General features: G+C 72.8%; 18 protein-coding genes. 13 read left to right on the top strand and 5 right to left on the bottom strand.

Annotated features, from left to right (window positions below; translation table 11 throughout):
- Positions 1-167 precede the first annotated feature (167 nt).
- On the top strand, positions 168-1,373 hold the full coding sequence (locus ACQP00_RS13350) for a condensation domain-containing protein (protein WP_433218760.1): 1,206 nt from the start codon (positions 168-170) through the stop codon (positions 1,371-1,373).
- Here ACQP00_RS13350 and ACQP00_RS13345 read toward each other — a convergent pair.
- The 5 genes from ACQP00_RS13345 to ACQP00_RS13325 are packed head-to-tail and all read right to left on the bottom strand — an operon-like array spanning position 1,342 to position 5,432.
- Complete coding sequence (locus ACQP00_RS13345; RefSeq protein WP_433218758.1) at positions 1,342-2,295, bottom strand: ATP-binding cassette domain-containing protein; 954 nt, start codon at positions 2,293-2,295, stop codon at positions 1,342-1,344. The genes ACQP00_RS13350 and ACQP00_RS13345 overlap by 32 nt on opposite strands.
- Positions 2,296-2,321: 26 nt before the next feature.
- On the bottom strand, positions 2,322-3,077 hold the full coding sequence (locus ACQP00_RS13340) for an ABC transporter permease (RefSeq protein ID WP_433059695.1): 756 nt from the start codon (positions 3,075-3,077) through the stop codon (positions 2,322-2,324).
- 11 nt (positions 3,078-3,088) lie between these two features.
- Complete coding sequence (locus ACQP00_RS13335) at positions 3,089-4,234, bottom strand: glycosyltransferase (protein WP_433218756.1); 1,146 nt, start codon at positions 4,232-4,234, stop codon at positions 3,089-3,091.
- The gene (locus tag ACQP00_RS13330) at positions 4,231-4,509 is read right to left on the bottom strand and encodes a hypothetical protein (protein WP_433218754.1); all 279 of its coding nucleotides are present in this window, start codon (positions 4,507-4,509) and stop codon (positions 4,231-4,233) included. Before ACQP00_RS13330 ends, ACQP00_RS13335 begins: the two co-directional genes overlap by 4 nt.
- A gap of 2 nt (positions 4,510-4,511) precedes the next feature.
- Positions 4,512-5,432: a methyltransferase domain-containing protein gene (locus ACQP00_RS13325; RefSeq protein ID WP_433218752.1), complete on the bottom strand. Its 921-nt coding sequence runs from the start codon at positions 5,430-5,432 to the stop codon at positions 4,512-4,514.
- Positions 5,433-6,144: 712 nt separating this feature from the next.
- On the opposite strand from ACQP00_RS13325, the gene ACQP00_RS13320 reads away from it, so the two are divergent.
- The 12 genes from ACQP00_RS13320 to ACQP00_RS13265 all read left to right on the top strand — a co-directional run bounded on the left by ACQP00_RS13320 (position 6,145) and on the right by ACQP00_RS13265 (position 16,675).
- Positions 6,145-7,566 carry a class I adenylate-forming enzyme family protein gene (locus ACQP00_RS13320; RefSeq protein WP_433218750.1) on the top strand — a complete coding sequence of 474 codons (1,422 nt, stop codon included), beginning with the start codon at positions 6,145-6,147 and terminating at the stop codon, positions 7,564-7,566.
- Positions 7,563-7,841 carry an acyl carrier protein gene (locus ACQP00_RS13315; RefSeq protein ID WP_433218748.1) on the top strand — a complete coding sequence of 93 codons (279 nt, stop codon included), beginning with the start codon at positions 7,563-7,565 and terminating at the stop codon, positions 7,839-7,841. Before ACQP00_RS13320 ends, ACQP00_RS13315 begins: the two co-directional genes overlap by 4 nt.
- A 3-nt stretch (positions 7,842-7,844) precedes the next feature.
- Positions 7,845-8,240, top strand: coding sequence for a hypothetical protein (locus ACQP00_RS13310; protein WP_433218746.1), 396 nt, complete (start codon positions 7,845-7,847; stop codon positions 8,238-8,240).
- A gap of 73 nt (positions 8,241-8,313) precedes the next feature.
- Positions 8,314-9,381 carry a beta-ketoacyl-[acyl-carrier-protein] synthase family protein gene (locus tag ACQP00_RS13305; RefSeq protein ID WP_433223838.1) on the top strand — a complete coding sequence of 356 codons (1,068 nt, stop codon included), beginning with the start codon at positions 8,314-8,316 and terminating at the stop codon, positions 9,379-9,381.
- Positions 9,378-9,839: a beta-ketoacyl synthase chain length factor gene (locus tag ACQP00_RS13300; protein ID WP_433218744.1), complete on the top strand. Its 462-nt coding sequence runs from the start codon at positions 9,378-9,380 to the stop codon at positions 9,837-9,839. Before ACQP00_RS13305 ends, ACQP00_RS13300 begins: the two co-directional genes overlap by 4 nt.
- Complete coding sequence (locus tag ACQP00_RS13295; protein WP_433218742.1) at positions 9,836-11,083, top strand: beta-ketoacyl-[acyl-carrier-protein] synthase family protein; 1,248 nt, start codon at positions 9,836-9,838, stop codon at positions 11,081-11,083. Before ACQP00_RS13300 ends, ACQP00_RS13295 begins: the two co-directional genes overlap by 4 nt.
- Positions 11,084-11,123: 40 nt before the next feature.
- Positions 11,124-12,218 carry a 4-hydroxyphenylpyruvate dioxygenase gene (gene hppD / locus ACQP00_RS13290; RefSeq protein WP_433218740.1) on the top strand — a complete coding sequence of 365 codons (1,095 nt, stop codon included), beginning with the start codon at positions 11,124-11,126 and terminating at the stop codon, positions 12,216-12,218.
- A gap of 2 nt (positions 12,219-12,220) precedes the next feature.
- Complete coding sequence (locus tag ACQP00_RS13285) at positions 12,221-13,132, top strand: phytanoyl-CoA dioxygenase family protein (RefSeq protein ID WP_433223836.1); 912 nt, start codon at positions 12,221-12,223, stop codon at positions 13,130-13,132.
- An 18-nt stretch (positions 13,133-13,150) separates the two neighbouring features.
- A complete protein-coding gene (locus tag ACQP00_RS13280) occupies positions 13,151-13,948 on the top strand; it encodes a DUF3050 domain-containing protein (RefSeq protein ID WP_433218738.1) in 798 nt (265 codons plus the stop codon).
- A gap of 11 nt (positions 13,949-13,959) precedes the next feature.
- A complete protein-coding gene (locus ACQP00_RS13275; protein ID WP_433218736.1) occupies positions 13,960-14,925 on the top strand; it encodes a thiamine pyrophosphate-dependent dehydrogenase E1 component subunit alpha in 966 nt (321 codons plus the stop codon).
- On the top strand, positions 14,922-15,902 hold the full coding sequence (locus ACQP00_RS13270) for an alpha-ketoacid dehydrogenase subunit beta (RefSeq protein WP_433218734.1): 981 nt from the start codon (positions 14,922-14,924) through the stop codon (positions 15,900-15,902). The genes ACQP00_RS13275 and ACQP00_RS13270 overlap by 4 nt, the downstream gene beginning before the upstream one ends.
- Before the next feature lie 2 nt (positions 15,903-15,904).
- Positions 15,905-16,675: an SDR family NAD(P)-dependent oxidoreductase gene (locus ACQP00_RS13265; protein WP_433218732.1), complete on the top strand. Its 771-nt coding sequence runs from the start codon at positions 15,905-15,907 to the stop codon at positions 16,673-16,675.
- Positions 16,676-16,686 lie beyond the last annotated feature (11 nt).

The following is a 16,686-nucleotide window of genomic DNA, read 5'->3' as shown; positions in this document are numbered from 1 at the left end:
CGTCGCTAGCTGGGACGATGCTGGGTGAACAGTCGTGCAGAAAGGAAGGTGATTGTCATGTCGAACATCTCCAGCCGCAAGAACATCTCCAGCCGGAACATCTCGAGCTGACCTCGGATGCGGGCGGCCCGGAAATCGGGCCGCCCGTGCGTAAGAAAGGGCCCGGCATGACCTATCCCGCGACCGTCGGTCAGCTCTCGGTCTGGCGCGATCTGGAGAAGATCCCGCGCGAGCGGCACTGGGAGGCGAACCTGCAGTTCGTCTGGGACCTCCCCGCGGGCACCACCGACGAGCAGGTCCGGGCCGCGGTCGGCAAGCTCGCCGCCCGCCACGGTTCGCTGCGCACCCTTTATGTCGTCGACGACCAGGGCCTCCCCCGCCAGCGGCTCACCGAGGACGCCATTACCATCGGTCGCGACGACGGACCGGACGCCCCGGAGCGGGAACTGCGCCAGGTCATCGACGTCACCAGCCAACTGCCCTGGCGGGCGCTGATCAGCCGGAACACCCTCGTCGTCACCATCCACCACATGGCCGCCGACGGGGTCGCCGCGCTCATCATGCGCGAGGACTTCCTGCGCCTGCTCGGCGGCGAGGAGCTGCCGCCGGCGCGCGGGCCGCTCGAGCTGGCCCTGGAACAGCAGAGCCGGGACAACCCGCGGCTGCGCAACGCCGAGCGGCACTGGAGACGTACCCTCGCCGCGGCGCCGCGAGCCAAGGACGAAACGGCCGCCTCCGAGCGGATCGGGGCGATGCTGCGCACCGGGATTCCGATGCCGAGGGCGCACGAGCTGGCCGCGGCGGCGGGGGCGAGCCTGTCCAGCGTGCTGCTCGCCGTGTACCACCGGGCGCTCTGCGTGGTCACCGGCGAGCCCGCGCACCTGATGTTCTCGATGTCGAACAACCGGTACGACGACGACCAGGCGGGCATCGTGACCAGCCTCAACCAGTGGGCCCCGCTGCTGCTCGACGCCGCGACGTCGAACCCGGGCGCGCCGTTGGCCACGGTCGCCGAGAAGGTGCACTGGCGCCATTTCAGTGCCCTCAAGCACGGGGTGTACTCCCCTGACGCCGCCGCGGCCGCCCGCGCCGAGCAGCCCGAAGCCGATGCGGGGTACCACTACAACCCGATGCTGACCCCGCCCGGCTTTCCGTCGCGGGACGAGCCGGTGCCGTCCACTGTGGAGGTCTACCCGTCGCCGCGGGCCACCGGGCCCGGCTTCTACGTCATCGCGCGCGGGCTGACGTCGCTGGAGTTCGAGCTGCGGGTGAGCCGCCCCGGGTGGGACGGCTCCCGCGTGCGCGCCTTCGCGGACCACGTGCTCGCCGAGCTGCACGCGCTCAGTCCCGCAGCGACCGCCCGGTCTTCGTGAGGAACACGTCGTCGAGGGTCGGCCGGTGCAGCTCGATCGTGGTGAGCGCGACGCCGGCGCCCTCGAGGGCCCGCATGATCTGCGGGATGGCGGTGTCGCCGGACTCGACGGTGAGCCGCACCTCCTCGTCGCCGCGCACCTCGACGTCCCGGGCGAACGCCAGGCCCTTGAGGACCGTGGCCGCCTCCTCGGAGGGGGACGAGAGGCCGAGGGTCACCACGTCACCGGAGATCTCGCGCTTGAGCTCGTCCGGGGTGCCCTCGGCCACGATCTCGCCGTGGTCGATGATGGCGATCCGGTCGCACAGGGCGTCGGCCTCGTCGAGGTAGTGCGTGGTGATGAAGACGGTCATGCCCTCGGTACGCAGGCGGCGCACCTCGTCCCACATGTGCGCGCGGCTCTGCGGGTCCAGGCCGGTGGTCGGCTCGTCGAGGAACAGCACCTGCGGGCGGTGGATGACGCCGAGCGCGATGTCGAGGCGCCGGCGCTGCCCGCCGGAGTACGTCTTGCACTTGCGGTCCGCGAACTCGCTCAGCTCGAACGCGGCGATGACCTCCTCGGCGCGCTGGGCGGCGTCGGCGCGGCCCATGCCGTACATGCGGGCCTGGAGGATCAGCTCCTCGCGCGCGGTGACGTCGTCGGAGGTGCCGCCGCCCTGCGCCACGAAGCCGATCGCGCGGCGCACGGCGGCCTGCTCGGAGCGCAGGTTCGCGCCGGCGATGGTGGCCTCGCCGTCGTCGGGCGGGATGAGGGTGGCGAGCATCCGCAGCGTCGTGGTCTTGCCGGCGCCGTTCGGGCCGAGGAAGCCGAAGATCTCGCCCTGGGCCACGTCCAGGTCGATCCCCTTGACCGCCTCGACCTCGGTGGTCTGCCGCTTCGCCTTGGTCTTGTAGGACTTCTTGAGTCCCTTGGTCTTGATCATTGCAGTCTCCCGGGAGGCAGAGCGAACTACTTGACCGAGCGCGCGAAGAGGCTGGCCGACCACGTGACGGCGACGACGACGAGCGCGCCGCAGAACACGATCGAGCCCCACACGTGGGTGTCGCCGGGGTGGCCGGCGTACAGGGCCCGCATGCCGGTGACGGCCCAGTTGAACGGGTTGTAGTCGGCGATCGTGCGCAGCCACAGCGGCGCGAGGGCGAGCGGCAGCAGGGTGCCGGACAGCAGCATCAGCGGCTGGGCCACGTTGTTGATGACCTGGCCGAGGACGTTGGGGTTGTTCACCTTGATGGCGATGCCGTAGGAGATGGCGGCCGCGGCGAGGCTGATGAGGGCCAGGATCGCGTAGCCGAGCAGGATGTTGCCGAGGTTCAGGATGAGCCCGAACGGCAGCGACAGCACGGTGATGATGAGCGACTGGACCAGCACCGTGACGACGTCGCGCAGCGCCCGGCCGAGCAGCAGCGCGACCCGGCTGACGGTGGTGACCCGGGAGCGCTCGATGACGCCGTTGGCGAGGTCGCCGAGCAGGCCGAAGCCGACGTACAGGCCGCCGCCGATGGCCAGCGCGACGAGCATGCCGGGCACGTACACGCGGTAGGCGTCCAGCATCGTGGCGGAGCCGAGGGCCGGCTTGAGCAGCGGAGCGAACAGCACGAGGAACACCACCGGCTGCGCGATGCCGAGGAAGATCCACAGCGGCGAGCGGACCATGAGCAGGATGTGGCGCTGGAAGATGAGCCAGGTGTCGCGCAGGACTTTCACGGGTTACCGCCTCAATCGTTGTGGTGTGCCTCGAGGATCGTGGCCGCCGCCTCGGCGCCGCCGGCTTCGCGCAGCCGGGCGCCCTCCACTCGCGCGGCGGCGGCGAAGGACGGGTCGTCGAGCAGCCGCAGGAGGTGCCCGCGCAGCCCGGCGGGCCGGATGTGGTCGAACGAGACGCGCACGCCCGCGCCCACCCCGGCGATCGCGTTCGCGTTGAGCGCCTGGTCACCCTTGATCGGCGCGATGACGAGCGGGACGCCGTGCACGAGCGCCTCGGAGACCGTGTTGAGGCCGCCGTGCGCGACGACCGCTTGCAGCCGCGGCAGCAGGTCGAGCACCGGCACCCGGCGGCGGACCAGCACGTGGCCGGCGACGGCCGCGTCGAAGGTGCCGTCGGGCGCCACCACGATCGCCTGCAGCCGGTCGCCGAGCGGCGCGAGGGCCTCGGCGACCCGGCGGTAGAAGTCCTTGGCGAGGTCCATCGACAGCGTGCCCATGGTGACCAGCACGTGCTGGCGCGCCGGGTCCAGCCAGTCCATGGGGAAGTCCGGATCGGGGACACGCGGCGCGAGGGCGGTCCCGACGAGGTCCACATCGGACGGAGCGCCCGCAGCCAGGGCACCCGCGGTGAAGGCGATCGTCCCATGTGGAGAGAAGCGCAGGTCGTGCGGTGGCGCGCCGGGCTGCCCGGCCGCGGTCCACGCGCCCGCCAGCTGGGCGAGTATCCACTCCTCCACCCGCGGCAGCGAGCGCCGGAACGGCCGGGCGAGCTCCATTGTGGTCGGTGCGACGCCGACCCAACGCAGTCCGTGCGCGTGCGCGGCGATGGCGCCCGCGATCGCGTGCTGGTCGACCACGAGCACGTCCGGCCGGAACGCCGCGATCGCCGCGTCCACGCCCTTCCGGGTCGACTTCGCGTGCGGGACGATGTAGCCCTCCCACCGCGAGCGGGTCGCGTCGAGCCCGCGCTCGGCCTGACCGCGGTGGGCGCGCAGCGGGATCGGATGGATGGCCGCCCCGTCCCCGAGCAGCGGCCGCAGGAACGACTCCGACCCGGCCCACAGCACGTCGTGCCCGCGCCGGGTCAGCGCGGCCGCGACCGCCGCCATCGGGTTGACGTGTCCCGTCAGCGGAAGAGCCAGGAACAGGAGCCTCATCGTGTACCGCTTGTGCTGTCCACATAGGACGCGACGTCGGCCACGCTGAGGCGGAGCAGCGCGTCGAGGTCGAGTCCCGCGACGTACTCGGTGAGGCGGACGCCGGCCCCATATACGGCCGTCAGCCGTTCGCCGAGCGCGGTGAGCTCCAGGCTGTCCACGAACAGGTCGCCGTCCAGCCGGGTGCCGGGGTCGACGCCGGCCAGCCAGCCCGCGTCCTCCCCGGTCACCTCACGCAGCAGCTCGGCGACCGCGAGCTGCGTCGGCGTGGCCATGCTCAGTCTCCGGCCACAGTGGACTCAGCGGGCTTCGTCGCGCGGACCGCGCCGTACGTCATGGCGCCGGTGCTGAAGCCCTTGAGCATCAGCGGGCCGGCGTAGAAGAACCCGAGCACATCCACGCCGCGATCGCGGGCCAGGTCACGCATCATGGCGCGGCCGTTGCCCAGCTCGCGCACCTGGGCGAAGGTCGGCTCCCACGAGTTGGCCACGTTCGCCGACCAGTCCACAGAGGACACCTCGGTGAACCCGGCCGCGGTGGCGAGCCGCTCGTGCTCCTCGAGCGACGAGAAGCTCGGCATCACCTGGTGGCGCAGGATCTGGTCGACGACCCGGTGCTCGTCGGCACTCAGCTCGCCGTCGCGCACCGACCAGGTGGCGATGGCGAGGATGCCGCCCGGGCGCAGCAGCCGCATCGCCTCGGCGAAGAAGGCCACGCGGTCGGCGATGTGCATGAGGCTCTCCACGGCCCACAGCGCGTCGAAGGACGCGTCCGGGAAGCCGTTGTCGAGCGCGTCGCGCTGGTGGAAGTGGGCCCGCTCGCCGAGCCCGGCCGCGGCCGCCTTCTCGTTGGCCCGGGCCGCCTGCGCGGCGCTGAGCGTGACGCCCTCCACGGTGCAGCCGTGCGGACCGGCCAAATACAGCGCCGGGCCGCCGATCCCGCAGCCCACGTCGAGCACCCGGGCGCCGGCCGGAATACCCGCGAACGTCACGAGCTCACGCACCAGCCGGTCGGTCGCGGCGTGCCGCTCGTCGTCGCTGCCGGGCCGCTCGCCCGCGTCCCAGAACCCGTGGTGGACGTGCTCGCCCCACAGGTCCTCGTACAGGTCGAGGGTGGTGTCGTAATAGCGCTCGACCGCGGCGTTGAGGCCCGGGCCGGCGGGTGCGGACGGGTATGCGGAACCGGTATCGGCTTTCACAGTCGCAAATCTCCGTAACGCTGTACCGGGAAAGAAAAGCCCGAAACCCGAAGTCGTCGCGAGCGGGGCCATTGTATGAAGGCAAGGATGGCGCTTGTCAATGACGCTCGTATTGCCGCTGTAACTTCCATCGGCCTGGTATGCGGGCCGGCGAGATACCTGCACAACCCATATATCCGCGTACCGGACACGACCCCCCGGTCCGCCCCGGTATTGCTGGTGAAACACCTCGGCTCGTCACGGAGCGGGCGGTCATGGGAGGCAATGTCCGAATGTGCGTGCACCGGATGTGGCCGCCACCGGCCCTGACCAGTGCGCTCACCGAATTGCCGATCGTATCGATCCAAACGAGTTTTCCCGGGAGGTGGTGTGACAGATCGGACATCCCGTCACATGGTCAGGCTACCCACTCTTGTAAAACGGGTTCGATTGCGTAAGGTCTATCCCTGTCGAGGAGCGGCTCATTCTTGCGCAATGCGCCCAAGGGAGTCCGAGTTCCGACCTCAGGCGCCCCATGCCCTCGACCTTCGCAGTGTGTTCATCGGGGGTGTGCACGCTGGTCGGCGGCCAATGGTGACCGTCCCGATCAGCCGCTCAACCCTGCGCAGAGCGCGTCCCAGCGGCCTCCGCGCCGCATTCGCCGGCCTCGGCGAATACGGCGGGCCGGGCCGCCGATGCACCCTGCCGAAATGACGGAGAAAGGGGTGGTCGCGTGGCGACACCGGCCCTCGACCCGAGCTGGGTCGACGACGTGCTGCTGGCCGGCCGGCCCGGGCGCCCCGACGCCGCGCCCGCCCTGGTCCTCGACACCCCGATCACCCGCGCCGAGCTGCGCCGCCTCGTCGAGCAGCGGCAGGCCGTGCTGGCCGCGGCCGGCATCGGCGCCAACGGCCCCGGGGACTCGGTCGCCATCTGCCTCGCACCCTCCCTGGCGTTCGTGGCGAACCTGCTCGCCTGCTGGCGGCTCGGGGCGCGGGCGGCGCTGCTGGATCACCGGCTCACGCCGTACGAGATCGATCAGGCTCTGCAACGCCTGGCCCCGCAGGCCGTGGTGTCGGCCAAGCACGCCACCGGCGGCCCGCTGCGCGGGTTCCAGGACGTGCAGGAGCGGGTCGCCACCTACCCCGGCCGCCCGTCCGACTCCCCACACGCGTTGGTGCAGCTCAGCTCCGGCTCGACCGGCCCCTCCAAGGTGATCGCGCGCACCGCGGCCGACCTGGTCGAGGAGGTCGAGCGGTACGTGGCCATCGGGGCCGGCGTACCGCAGCCGGGCGAGCGCATCGTCTGCCTCGCCTCGATGGTGCACGTGCTCGGGCTCGTCGGCGGGCTGCTCTACGGGCTGCACGCCGGGGCCGAACTCGTCATCCCGGCCCGAATGACCGCCGACGGCATCCTGGCCGCGGTCGCCGCCGGGACCGCTCCCACCACCGTCCTCGGCGTGCCCTTCCACATCGAGCTCCTGTCCTCCGGGCCGACGCCGCCACGCCTGCCCCAGCTGACCGGGATGACCACCGGCGGCGAGCTCGTCCGCCCCGCGGTTTACCAGACATTCGTGGACCGCTTCGGCGTCCGCCTCGGCAACATGTACGGAATGACCGAGGTCGGCGTCATCGCCACCGACCTCTTCGGCGAGCACCGCCCGGCCCTGACCCCGGCACCCGGCCTGCGGGTGCGGGAAGAGGGCGGCGAGCTGCTGGTGTCCCTCGAAGCCTCGCCGTACCTGGGGCTGTCCGACCCGACCCGCTGGGCCGACGGGTGGCTGCACACCCGCGACGCCGGCACGGTCGACCCGGACACCGGGCGGTTCCGCATCCACGGGCGCAACGACTCCCAGGTCTCCGTGGGCGGGCTCAAGGTCGACCTGACCGAGGTCGAGCACACGCTCGCCGCCCTGCCCGGCGTCGCCTCGGCCGTCGTGACGTACGAGAAGGCCATCGAGGCGTACGTGATGCTGCGCGAGGACGCCACCGCCGAGCAGGTCCAGGCCGAGCTCGCGACGCGGCTGGCCGCGTTCAAGCGCCCCCGCGTGCTGCGGGTCGTCGAGCAGCTGCCCCGCACGGCCACCGGCAAGCTCGTCCGCGACCGCACCCTGCTGGTCGCGGCGTCCGTGAAGGAAGGAAACACCGAGGCATGAGCGACGAGACCACCACCGAGATCCGCCAGTTCCTGCTGGACTCGCTGACCGAGATGAACTACAGCACCGACGACATCGACGACGACACCGCGCTCGGCCCGGCCGGCGCCGACCTCGAATCGCTGTCGCTGGCCGAGCTCGCGGTCCGCGTCGAGGACCGCTTCGGGGTGCGCTTCGACGACGACGAGGCCGAGAAGCTCGCGAGCATGACGGTCGGCGAGTTCATCGCGGCCGTCGCCGAGCGCCGGGCCACCGCGGCGACCGCGGGCAGCTGAACCGTGGCCAAGGCACCAACCCGCGAGGAGATCGTCGCGATGCTGGCCACCTACGGGGACCGGCGGGCCGAGGACGTCGCGGAGGGCATCGACTCGCTCGAGCTGGCCTGGCTCATCCACCAGCTCGAGCAGCACTACGGCACCATGCTCGACTTCACCGATGACGACCTGGCCCGCATGTCCACCGTGGACGGCACCCTCGCGGTCCTGCGGGACATGGCCCCGGCCGAGACGGCTGCGGCTGAGATGGGCCCGGTCGCGGCGATTCCCGGCCAGCGGGCGGCAACGGACCCGCACGAGGTCGAGACGGGCGCGCTCCCGGCCGGCGCGACGGCGGGCCACGACGGCGGTGCGGTCACGGTTTCGGCCGGGCACCAGGTCGAGACGGGCGCGCGGTGAGGTCGTGAACAGCAAGGGCGAGACGGACGTGCTGATCACCGGCCTGGCCGTGCTCAGCGCGTTCGGGCGGGGCATGGGCGCGCTCGCCGCCGGACTGGACGCCGGGCAACCGGCGTTCGCGCCCGTCACCCGGTTCGACGTGTCCGGGCGGCGGGTCGGCGTCGCGGCCACGCTGCCGGGCGATCCGGACCTCGACGACGAGCTGTGGTGGCTCGCCGACGAGGCCTGCGACGAGGCCAAGCTCGGCACCGCCGAGCGGGCCGCGACCCCGCTGTTCCTGGCCGTGCACGGCGATCCCCGGCTGGCCCGTGCGGCCCCGGCCGAGCGCCCGGCCCACGGCGGCGCCGCGTTCGCCGCCCGGCTCGCCGAGCACTCCGGCCTCGGCCCCGCCCGCGCCTACACGTCGGCCTGCGTGGCGGCGAGCACCGCGATCGCCGACGCCGCCGGGCTCATCACCCGCGGCGAGGCCGACCGGATCGTGGTCGCCGGCGGGTACCTGGTCGAGCGGGACCAGTACGCGCTCTTCGATGCCGGCCGCGCCCTCGCCGCCGACGGACAGGTCCGCCCGTTCAGCGCGCACCGCAAGGGCCTGCTGCTCGGCGACGGGGCCGGGGTCGTGGTGCTGGAGTCCGCGGCGGCCGCGGCCGAGCGCGGCATCGAGCCCCTGGCCCGGCTGGCCGGCTGGGGCCGGGCCGGCGACGCGTACCACCCCTGTCAGCCCCACCCCGGCGGCCGCGGCCTGGCCCGGGCCGTCACCGGAGCCTTACGCCGGGCCGGGATCGAGCCCGGCCGGATCGGCTACGTCAACGCCCACGGGTCCGGCACCGCCCAGAGCGACGCCGCCGAGACCCTCGCCCTGCGCGCCGCCCTCGGCGAGCACGCCGCCACCATCCCGGTCTCCTCCACCAAGGCCCTGCACGGCCAGGCCCTGGAGGCCTCCGGCGTCCTCGAGCTGGCGGTCACCCTGCACGCCCTGCGCAGCGGCCGGTTACCGGTCAACGCCGGCTTCCTGGACCCGGACGAGGACTGCGCGCTCGACCTGATCCTCGACGAACCCCGGCCGGCCTCCCCCGCCTATGCGCTGACCCTGAACGCGGCCTTCGGCGGCGCCAACACCGCCCTGCTGCTGGGCGTCGCATGATGACCGGTTCAGGCCTGCGAACCCTGGCGACGGCCGAGTGGCCGGCCGGGAGTGAGCCGCCGCGGATCGCCGGGTTCGTGCACTCGGACTTCAACCCGCTGGTGGCCGCCGTGGCCGCCCGCTGCCTCGAAGCCGCGCCCGAGCCCGAGCCCGACACCGCGCTGGTCCTCGTCACCGATCTCGGCGACGTCGACAGTGCGGTACACGTGGCCAAGGCGGTTGACGGCGGGTCGCGGGTCGGGCCGTTGTTCTTCTTCCAGTCGGTGCCCAACGCGGTCCTCGGGCACATCGCGGCCAAGTGGGGCCTGTCCGGACCGGTCAGCTGTCTGTGCGACGCCGCGGCCGGCCTCGATGCCGCCCGCGGGCTGCTCGGGGACGGGGACGCGGCCCGGGTTCTGCTCATCGACGTCAGCGGCGGCCGAGCGACCGCCGTGCTCCTCGCGGGAGGTACCCCATGAGCGTCCACGCGGCCGTCACCGGGATCGGGCTCGTCACGCCGGTCGGCAGCACCGGCGCCGAGGTCTTCGACGCGATGTGCGAGGGCCGCTCCGGGCTGTCCAGCCCGCCCCCGGAGCATCCGCTGGCCGGGTCGGTGGACGTGGCCGCGTTCGGACCGCCGATCGACCCGCTGTCGGTGCTGCCGGGGCCGGACGCGCGGCTCGTCGACCGGTACATCGTGATGGCCCTCGCCGCCGCCGAGGCCGCGCTCGCCGACGCCGGGATCGTGGCCGGGCGGGACGTCGACCCGTACCGCGTCGCCGTGATCCTGTCCGGCACCGGCGGGCTGGCCACCCTCGACGCGCAGGCCGTGCAGCGCGAGAAGCGGGGGCGGGCCGGGGTCAGCCCGTACCTGCTGCCCGGGATGCTGCCGAACATGGGCGCGGCGCGGGTCGCGATGAAGTACGGCCTGATGGGCTTCAGCTCCTCGGTCGGCACCGCGTGCGCGGCCGGCGCCCAGTCCATCGGCGAGGGGCTGCGGCTGCTGCGCTCCGGCGAGGCCGACGTGGTGGTCTGCGGCTGCAGCGAGGCCCCGCTGTTCCCGACCCTGGCCGACACCTTCGGCAACGCCCGCGCCCTCGCGCGCGGCTGGGCGAACCCGGCCGAGGCGAGCCGCCCGTTCGACCGGCGCCGCAACGGCCTGGTGCTCGGCGAGGGCGCCGGGGTCATGGTGCTGGAGCGGCCCGAGCACGCCGACGCCCGCCGCGCCGCCCGCCACGCCGACCTGCTGGGCTGGGGCGCCACGAACGACGCGCACCACCCGACGACGCCGCGCCCCGACGGAACAGCCGCCGCCGAGTGCATGCGCCGCGCCGTCGCGGACGCCGGGCTCGCCCCCGCCGACATCGGGTACGTCAACGCGCACGGCACCTCGACGAAGCTCGGCGACGTCGCCGAGTCCCTCGCGATCCGCGCCGTGTTCGGACCGAGCACCCCGCCGGTCAGCTCCACCAAGGGCGTCACCGGGCACATGCTCGGCGCCTCCGGGGTGGCCGAGGCGGCGGTGACGGTGGAGGCGCTGCGCCGCGGCGTGCTGCCGCCGACGCACAACCTCGACGAGCCCGATCCGGCCTGCGACGTGGACCACCTGCGCACACCCCGCACCGCGCCGGTGACCCACGCCCTGTCCAACTCCTTCGGCTTCGGCGGGCACAACGTGAGCCTCGTCTTCGGCCCGCCGACCTCGGAATGGACCAAGGCCTGACGGCCCGGCCCGCCCGCACCACAACCCGAAAGGGACCGCAATGAAGATCCTCGACACCGATCACATCGAGCTGTACGTCGGCGACGCGCGCGCGGCCGCCGCTCAGCTCTGCGCCCAGTACGGCTTTCACGTCTACGGGCAGGGCGGCCCGGAGACCGGCCTGGCCGGGCAGCGCAGCGTGCTGCTCGGGCAGCGCGACATCCGCATCCTGCTCACGTCCGGGCTCTCCGGCGGCCACCGCGCCAGCCGGTACGTGGCCCAGCACGGCGACGGCGTGGCGATCGTCGCGTTCGGGTGCACCGACGCCGAGGCGGCCTTCGCGGAGGCGGTCGCCGCGGGCGCCACCCCGGTCGAGGCGCCGCGCACCGTGACCCGCGGCGGCTCGACGGTCGTGATGGCCGAGGTGTCGGGCTTCGGCGATGTGACCCACCGGCTCGTCCAGCGCGACCACGCCGACCCGGACTTCCTGCCGGGCCTGATCGCGATGGCGCCGGTGCAGGAGAGCGACGCCGACCTGTTGCACGCGATCGACCACGCGGCCGTGTGCCTGCAGGCGGGCGAGCTGGACAGCACCGTCGCCTACTACGAGCGCGTCTTCGGCTTCGAGATGATCTTCCAGGAGTACATCGAGGTCGGCGAGCAGGGCATGCAGTCCAAGGTGGTGCAGAGCCCGTCCGGCGGGGTGACGTTCACGCTCATCCAGCCCGACATCAGCCGCCGCGCCGGGCAGATCGACGACTTCCTGGCCTGGCACGAGGGCGCCGGGGTGCAGCACATCGCGCTGAGCACGCACGACATCGTGACCGCGGTGCGCACCCTGGGCCGGCGGGGCGTCGAGTTCGCCGAGACGCCGGGCAGCTACTACGACATGCTCGCGACCCGCCTCGGCGAGACCGACGTGCCCGTCGACGCACTGCGCCCGCTGGGCATCCTCGTCGACCGCGACCACTGGGGCCAGATGTACCAGATCTTCGCGAAGTCGACCCACATCCGGCGCACGTACTTCAACGAGCTCATCGACCGCCACGGCGCGCGCACGTTCGGCACCAGCAACATCCCCGCGCTGTACGCGGCGAAGGAGCGCGAGCTGGCGGCGGTCCGCGACACCACTCTCTCCGAAGGGACCGCACTGTGACCATCTCGGTAACGCCCGACTTCGTGCTGTCGGACGAGGAACTCGCGCTGCTGCCGACCGACGAGGAGGTCGCGGCGTACGCGCGCAACGGCTGGTACCTCACCCGCAAGCTCTTCACCGACGACGAGGTCGACACGCTCGTCGCGGCCAGCGAGCGGTTCTACGCCGGGGAGCGCTCGCGGACGTTACCGGGCCGGCCGCCGCGGCTGGCCTACTGGACCCCGGACAAGGGCCCGGTGCAGCGGCACAACGACTACATCCACTACGAGCACGACGACATCGCGGCGATCCTGCGCAAGCCGATCGTCGGCGCGGTCGCGGCCCGGCTGGCCCAAGCCGACGAGATCCGGATCTTCCAGTCGACGCTGATCTACAAGCCGCCGATCGCCGGGGAGCCCTCCAACGTCGTGCCGTGGCACTTCGACCGGCACTACTGGCAGTCGTGCACGTCCGACGACATGCTCACCGCGTTCATCCCGTTCCACGACTGCGGCCTGGACATGGGCACCATCACCATGGTCGAGGGCAGCCACCGCTGGGAGGAGATCGGCGCCGACGACTCGACCAGCAGGCACTTCGCCGACCGCGACAACGACGACCTCGAGGTGATGCTCGCGCGCAACGCCGAGCACAACCACGCCTCGGTCACCAAGGTGCCCATGATCATCCCCAAGGGGCACATGAGCTTCCACCACTGCCGCACCTACCACGGCAGCGGCGCGAACGTGAGCGGCCGCCCCCGCCGGGCGATCTCGTTCCACCTCCAGCCGGGGTCGAACGAGTACCGCGCCTTCCACCTCTCCAACGGGGACGTCGTGGCCTACAACCACGACGTCCTGGTCCGCCGTACCGCCGACGGCCGGCCCGACTACGCGGACCCCGAGTTCTGCCCGGTGCTGTGGCGGAACGCCTAACCCCCTGAAGGAGTTCACATGTCCCGTTACGACTGGGGCCAGCGCCACCCCGGCATCGACCGCCTCGAGGAGCTCATCGCGAGCGCCCGCACCGACGTCGTCACCCACCCGATCTACGCCCGGCTGTCCGACCTGGACGCCGTGCGCACGTTCCTGGAGCACCACGTCTTCGCCGTGTGGGACTTCATGTCGCTGCTCAAGTCCCTGCAGCGCAACCTCACCTGCGTCGAGGTGCCGTGGATCCCGACCGGGCCGACCGGCAGCCGGCGGCTCATCAACGACATCGTGCTGGTCGAGGAGAGCGACGAGCTGCGCGGCGGGTTCATCAGCCACTTCGAGCTCTACCTGGAGGGCATGGCCGAGGCCGGCGCCGACCGTACGGTCATCGACGGCTTCATCGACCTGCTGCGCGCGGGCACCCCGGTGCCGGCCGCGATGGAGCGGGCCGGGGTGCCCGCGCCGGCGGCCGAGTTCGTGGCGCTCACCTGGCACCTCATCGACACCGCGCCGGTGCACTGCCAGGCGGCCGCGTTCGCCTTCGGCCGCGAGGACCTGATCCCGGACATGTTCCAGCAGGTCGTCAAGGTCAACGAGCAGGTCGGGCAGCTCGACACGTTCGTCGACTACCTGGCCCGGCACATCGAGGTCGACGGCGAGGAGCACACCCCGATGGCCATGCAGATGGTCACCGACCTGTGCGGCGACGACGAGAACAAGTGGAACGAGTGCGCCGACACCATCAACCTCGCCCTCGCGGCGCGGGCGAAGCTGTGGAGCGGCATCCTCGCCGAAATCGACGCCACCGTTCCGGTCTAGAGGGGACGCACGTGACTGACGACGCCGGGCTGTACCGGACGGTCCGCCTGATCCGCCGCTTCGAGGAGCGGGCCATCGAGCTCGTGCGGGACGGCACGATCGTCGGCGGCATCCACCCGTACCTCGGGCAGGAGGCCATCGCCGCGGGCACGTGTGCCGCGCTGCGGCCCGGCGACGTCATCACGAGCACCCACCGCGGCCACGGCCACGTGCTGGCCAAGGGCGCGGACCCGGCCCGGACAATGGCCGAGCTGGCCGGCCGGGCCACCGGGCTCAACCGCGGCCGTGGCGGCTCGATGCACGCGGCCGACTTCTCGCTGGGCATCCTCGGCGCCAACGCGATCGTCGGCGCGGCCGTGCCGATCGCCACCGGCGCCGCCTGGGCCGCCCGCCGCGCCGGGATCGACCGAGTCGCCCTGACCTACTTCGGCGACGGCGCGGTGAGCCAGGGCGTGGTCCTGGAGACGTTCAACCTGGCCGCCCTGTGGAAGCTGCCGGTCGTGCTGGTCTGCGAGAACAACGGGTTCGCGACCACCACGCGGCTGGCCGACGCGGTGGCCGGCAGCATCACCGGGCGCGCCGCCGCCTTCGGCATCCCGGCGTCCACCGTGGACGGATGCGACGCCGCGGCGGTGCGCGCCGCGACCGCGGAGGCGGTCGGGCGGGCCCGCGCCGGGGAGGGGCCGACGCTGCTCGAGTGCGTGGCCTACCGGTTCGACGCGCACCACACCTGGGAGCATGCGGCCAGGCCCCGCTACCGCACCGACGCCGAGGTCGCCGACGGCACGTCCCGCGATCCCGTCGAGGTCCAGGGCGCGCGGCTCGACCCGGCCGTGCGGGCCCGCATCGACGCCGAGCTCGAGGACGTTCTGGAGGCCGCCGTGCGCTTCGCGAAGGAGAGTCCCGGGCCGGACCCGGACGGGGCGCTCGAGCACCTGTACGCCGACGGACTGCGGGTGCGGGCGGGTGCGGTATGACGAACCTGTCGTACCTCAAGGCGCTGAACCGGGCGATCGCCGCCGAGATGGAGCGCGACCCGGCGGTGTGCGTCTTCGGCGAGGACGTGCGGGTCGCGGTCAGCAACGTGACCACCGGGCTGCACAAGAAGTTCGGCCCCGACCGGGTCATCGACACGCCGATCTCCGAGCAGGCGTTCACCAGCTTCGCCACCGGCGCCGCGATGGCCGGGCAGCGGCCGCTCATCGAGTTCCAGATCCCGGCGCTGCTGTTCCTGGCCTTCGAGCAGATCGCCAACCAGGCGCACAAGTTCTCGCTGATGACCGGCGGGCAGACCCGGGTGCCGGTGACGTACCTGCTGCCCAGCTCCGGATCGCGCGGCGGCTGGGCCGGGCAGCACTCCGACCACCCGTACAGCCTCTTCGCCCACGTCGGCGTGAAGACCGTCGTCCCGGCCACCCCCGAGGACGCCTACGGCCTGCTGGTGTCGGCGATCCGCGACGACGACCCGGTGGTCGTCTTCGCCCCGGCCGGCGCGGTCGGCGTCCGGGCCGACGTCGACCTCGCCCGGCTGGCCCCGATCCCGCTCGGCGCCGGCCGCGTGCACCGCCCCGGCGACGACGTGACCGTGGTCGCCGTCGGCCACCTGGTCCACGACGCGCTCGCGGTCGCCGAGGAGCTGGCCGGCACCGTCTCCGTCGAGGTCTTCGACCCGCGCACGCTGCACCCGTTCGACTGGGCCGGGCTGGCCGCCTCCCTGGAGCGCACCGGCCGGCTCGTGGTCGTCGACGACTCCAACCGGTCCTGCGGCATCGCCGGGGAGATCCTGGCCTCCGCCGCCGAGGGGATGCGCCTGGTCGCGCCGCCGCGGCGGGTGACCCGCCCGGACGGGGCGGTGCTGCCGTTCGCCCGCGAGCTCGACCTGGCCCTGCAGCCGTCCCGGGCCCAGCTGCGGGCCGCGATCGAGGACGTGGCCAAGCTCGGACAGGAGGCGTGAGCATGCCGGTCGCACTGGTCACCGGGGGCGGCGGCGGGATCGGGGCCGCGGTCTGCGCGCGCCTCGCCGCGGACGGCTACGCCGTCGTGGTCGCCGACCTCGACCTCGACGCGGCCGAGCGGGTCGCGAAGGAGGCCGGCGGCACCGCCGTCTGCGCCGACGTCGCCGATCCGGCCGGCAACGCCGACATGGTGGCGTGGGCCCTCGATCTGCACGGATCGCTCGACCTGCTGGTGCTCGCCGCCGGCATCCAGTCCGACGTGCCGCCCGACCCCGGCATCGACCCGGCCAGGTACCGCCGCGCGCTCGGGGCCAACGTGGACGGTGTGGTGTTCGGGGTGGACGCGGCGCTGCCGGCCCTGGAGCGCGCCGGCGGGCAGGTCGTCGCGGTCGCCTCGCTCGCCGCGCTCGGGCCTGAACAGGCCAACCCGGTGTACGCGCTCACCAAGGCGGCCGTCGTCGGCTATGTGCGGGCGATGTCCACGCCGCTGGCCGCGCGCGGGGTGCGGATCAACGCGCTGTGTCCCGGCTTCACCGACACGCCGTTCCTGGGCATCACCGGGCGGCTGCTGCGCAAGCAGAAAATGCCGCTGCTGGCCCCGGCCGAGGTCGCGGCGGGCGTCGTGACGGTCGCGGCGGGAGCCAGGACCGGCGAGGTGTGGGCGCTCATTCCGGGTCGTCCGCCCTACCCCTACGCGTTTCCGGAGTTGCCGGCTTCGCTGCGATCAGACGGTACCGAAGCGGCCTTGAAGCCCTTCCTGTCGGCGAAATAGAAGGAGTCCAT

Origin of the sequence: Dactylosporangium sp. CS-047395 (assembly GCF_050942185.1) — a bacterium.
In the GTDB taxonomy this organism is placed as follows: domain Bacteria; phylum Actinomycetota; class Actinomycetes; order Mycobacteriales; family Micromonosporaceae; genus Dactylosporangium.
Note: the sequence above shows the minus strand (reverse complement) of the source record. Positions and strands in the feature narration are given on the sequence as shown.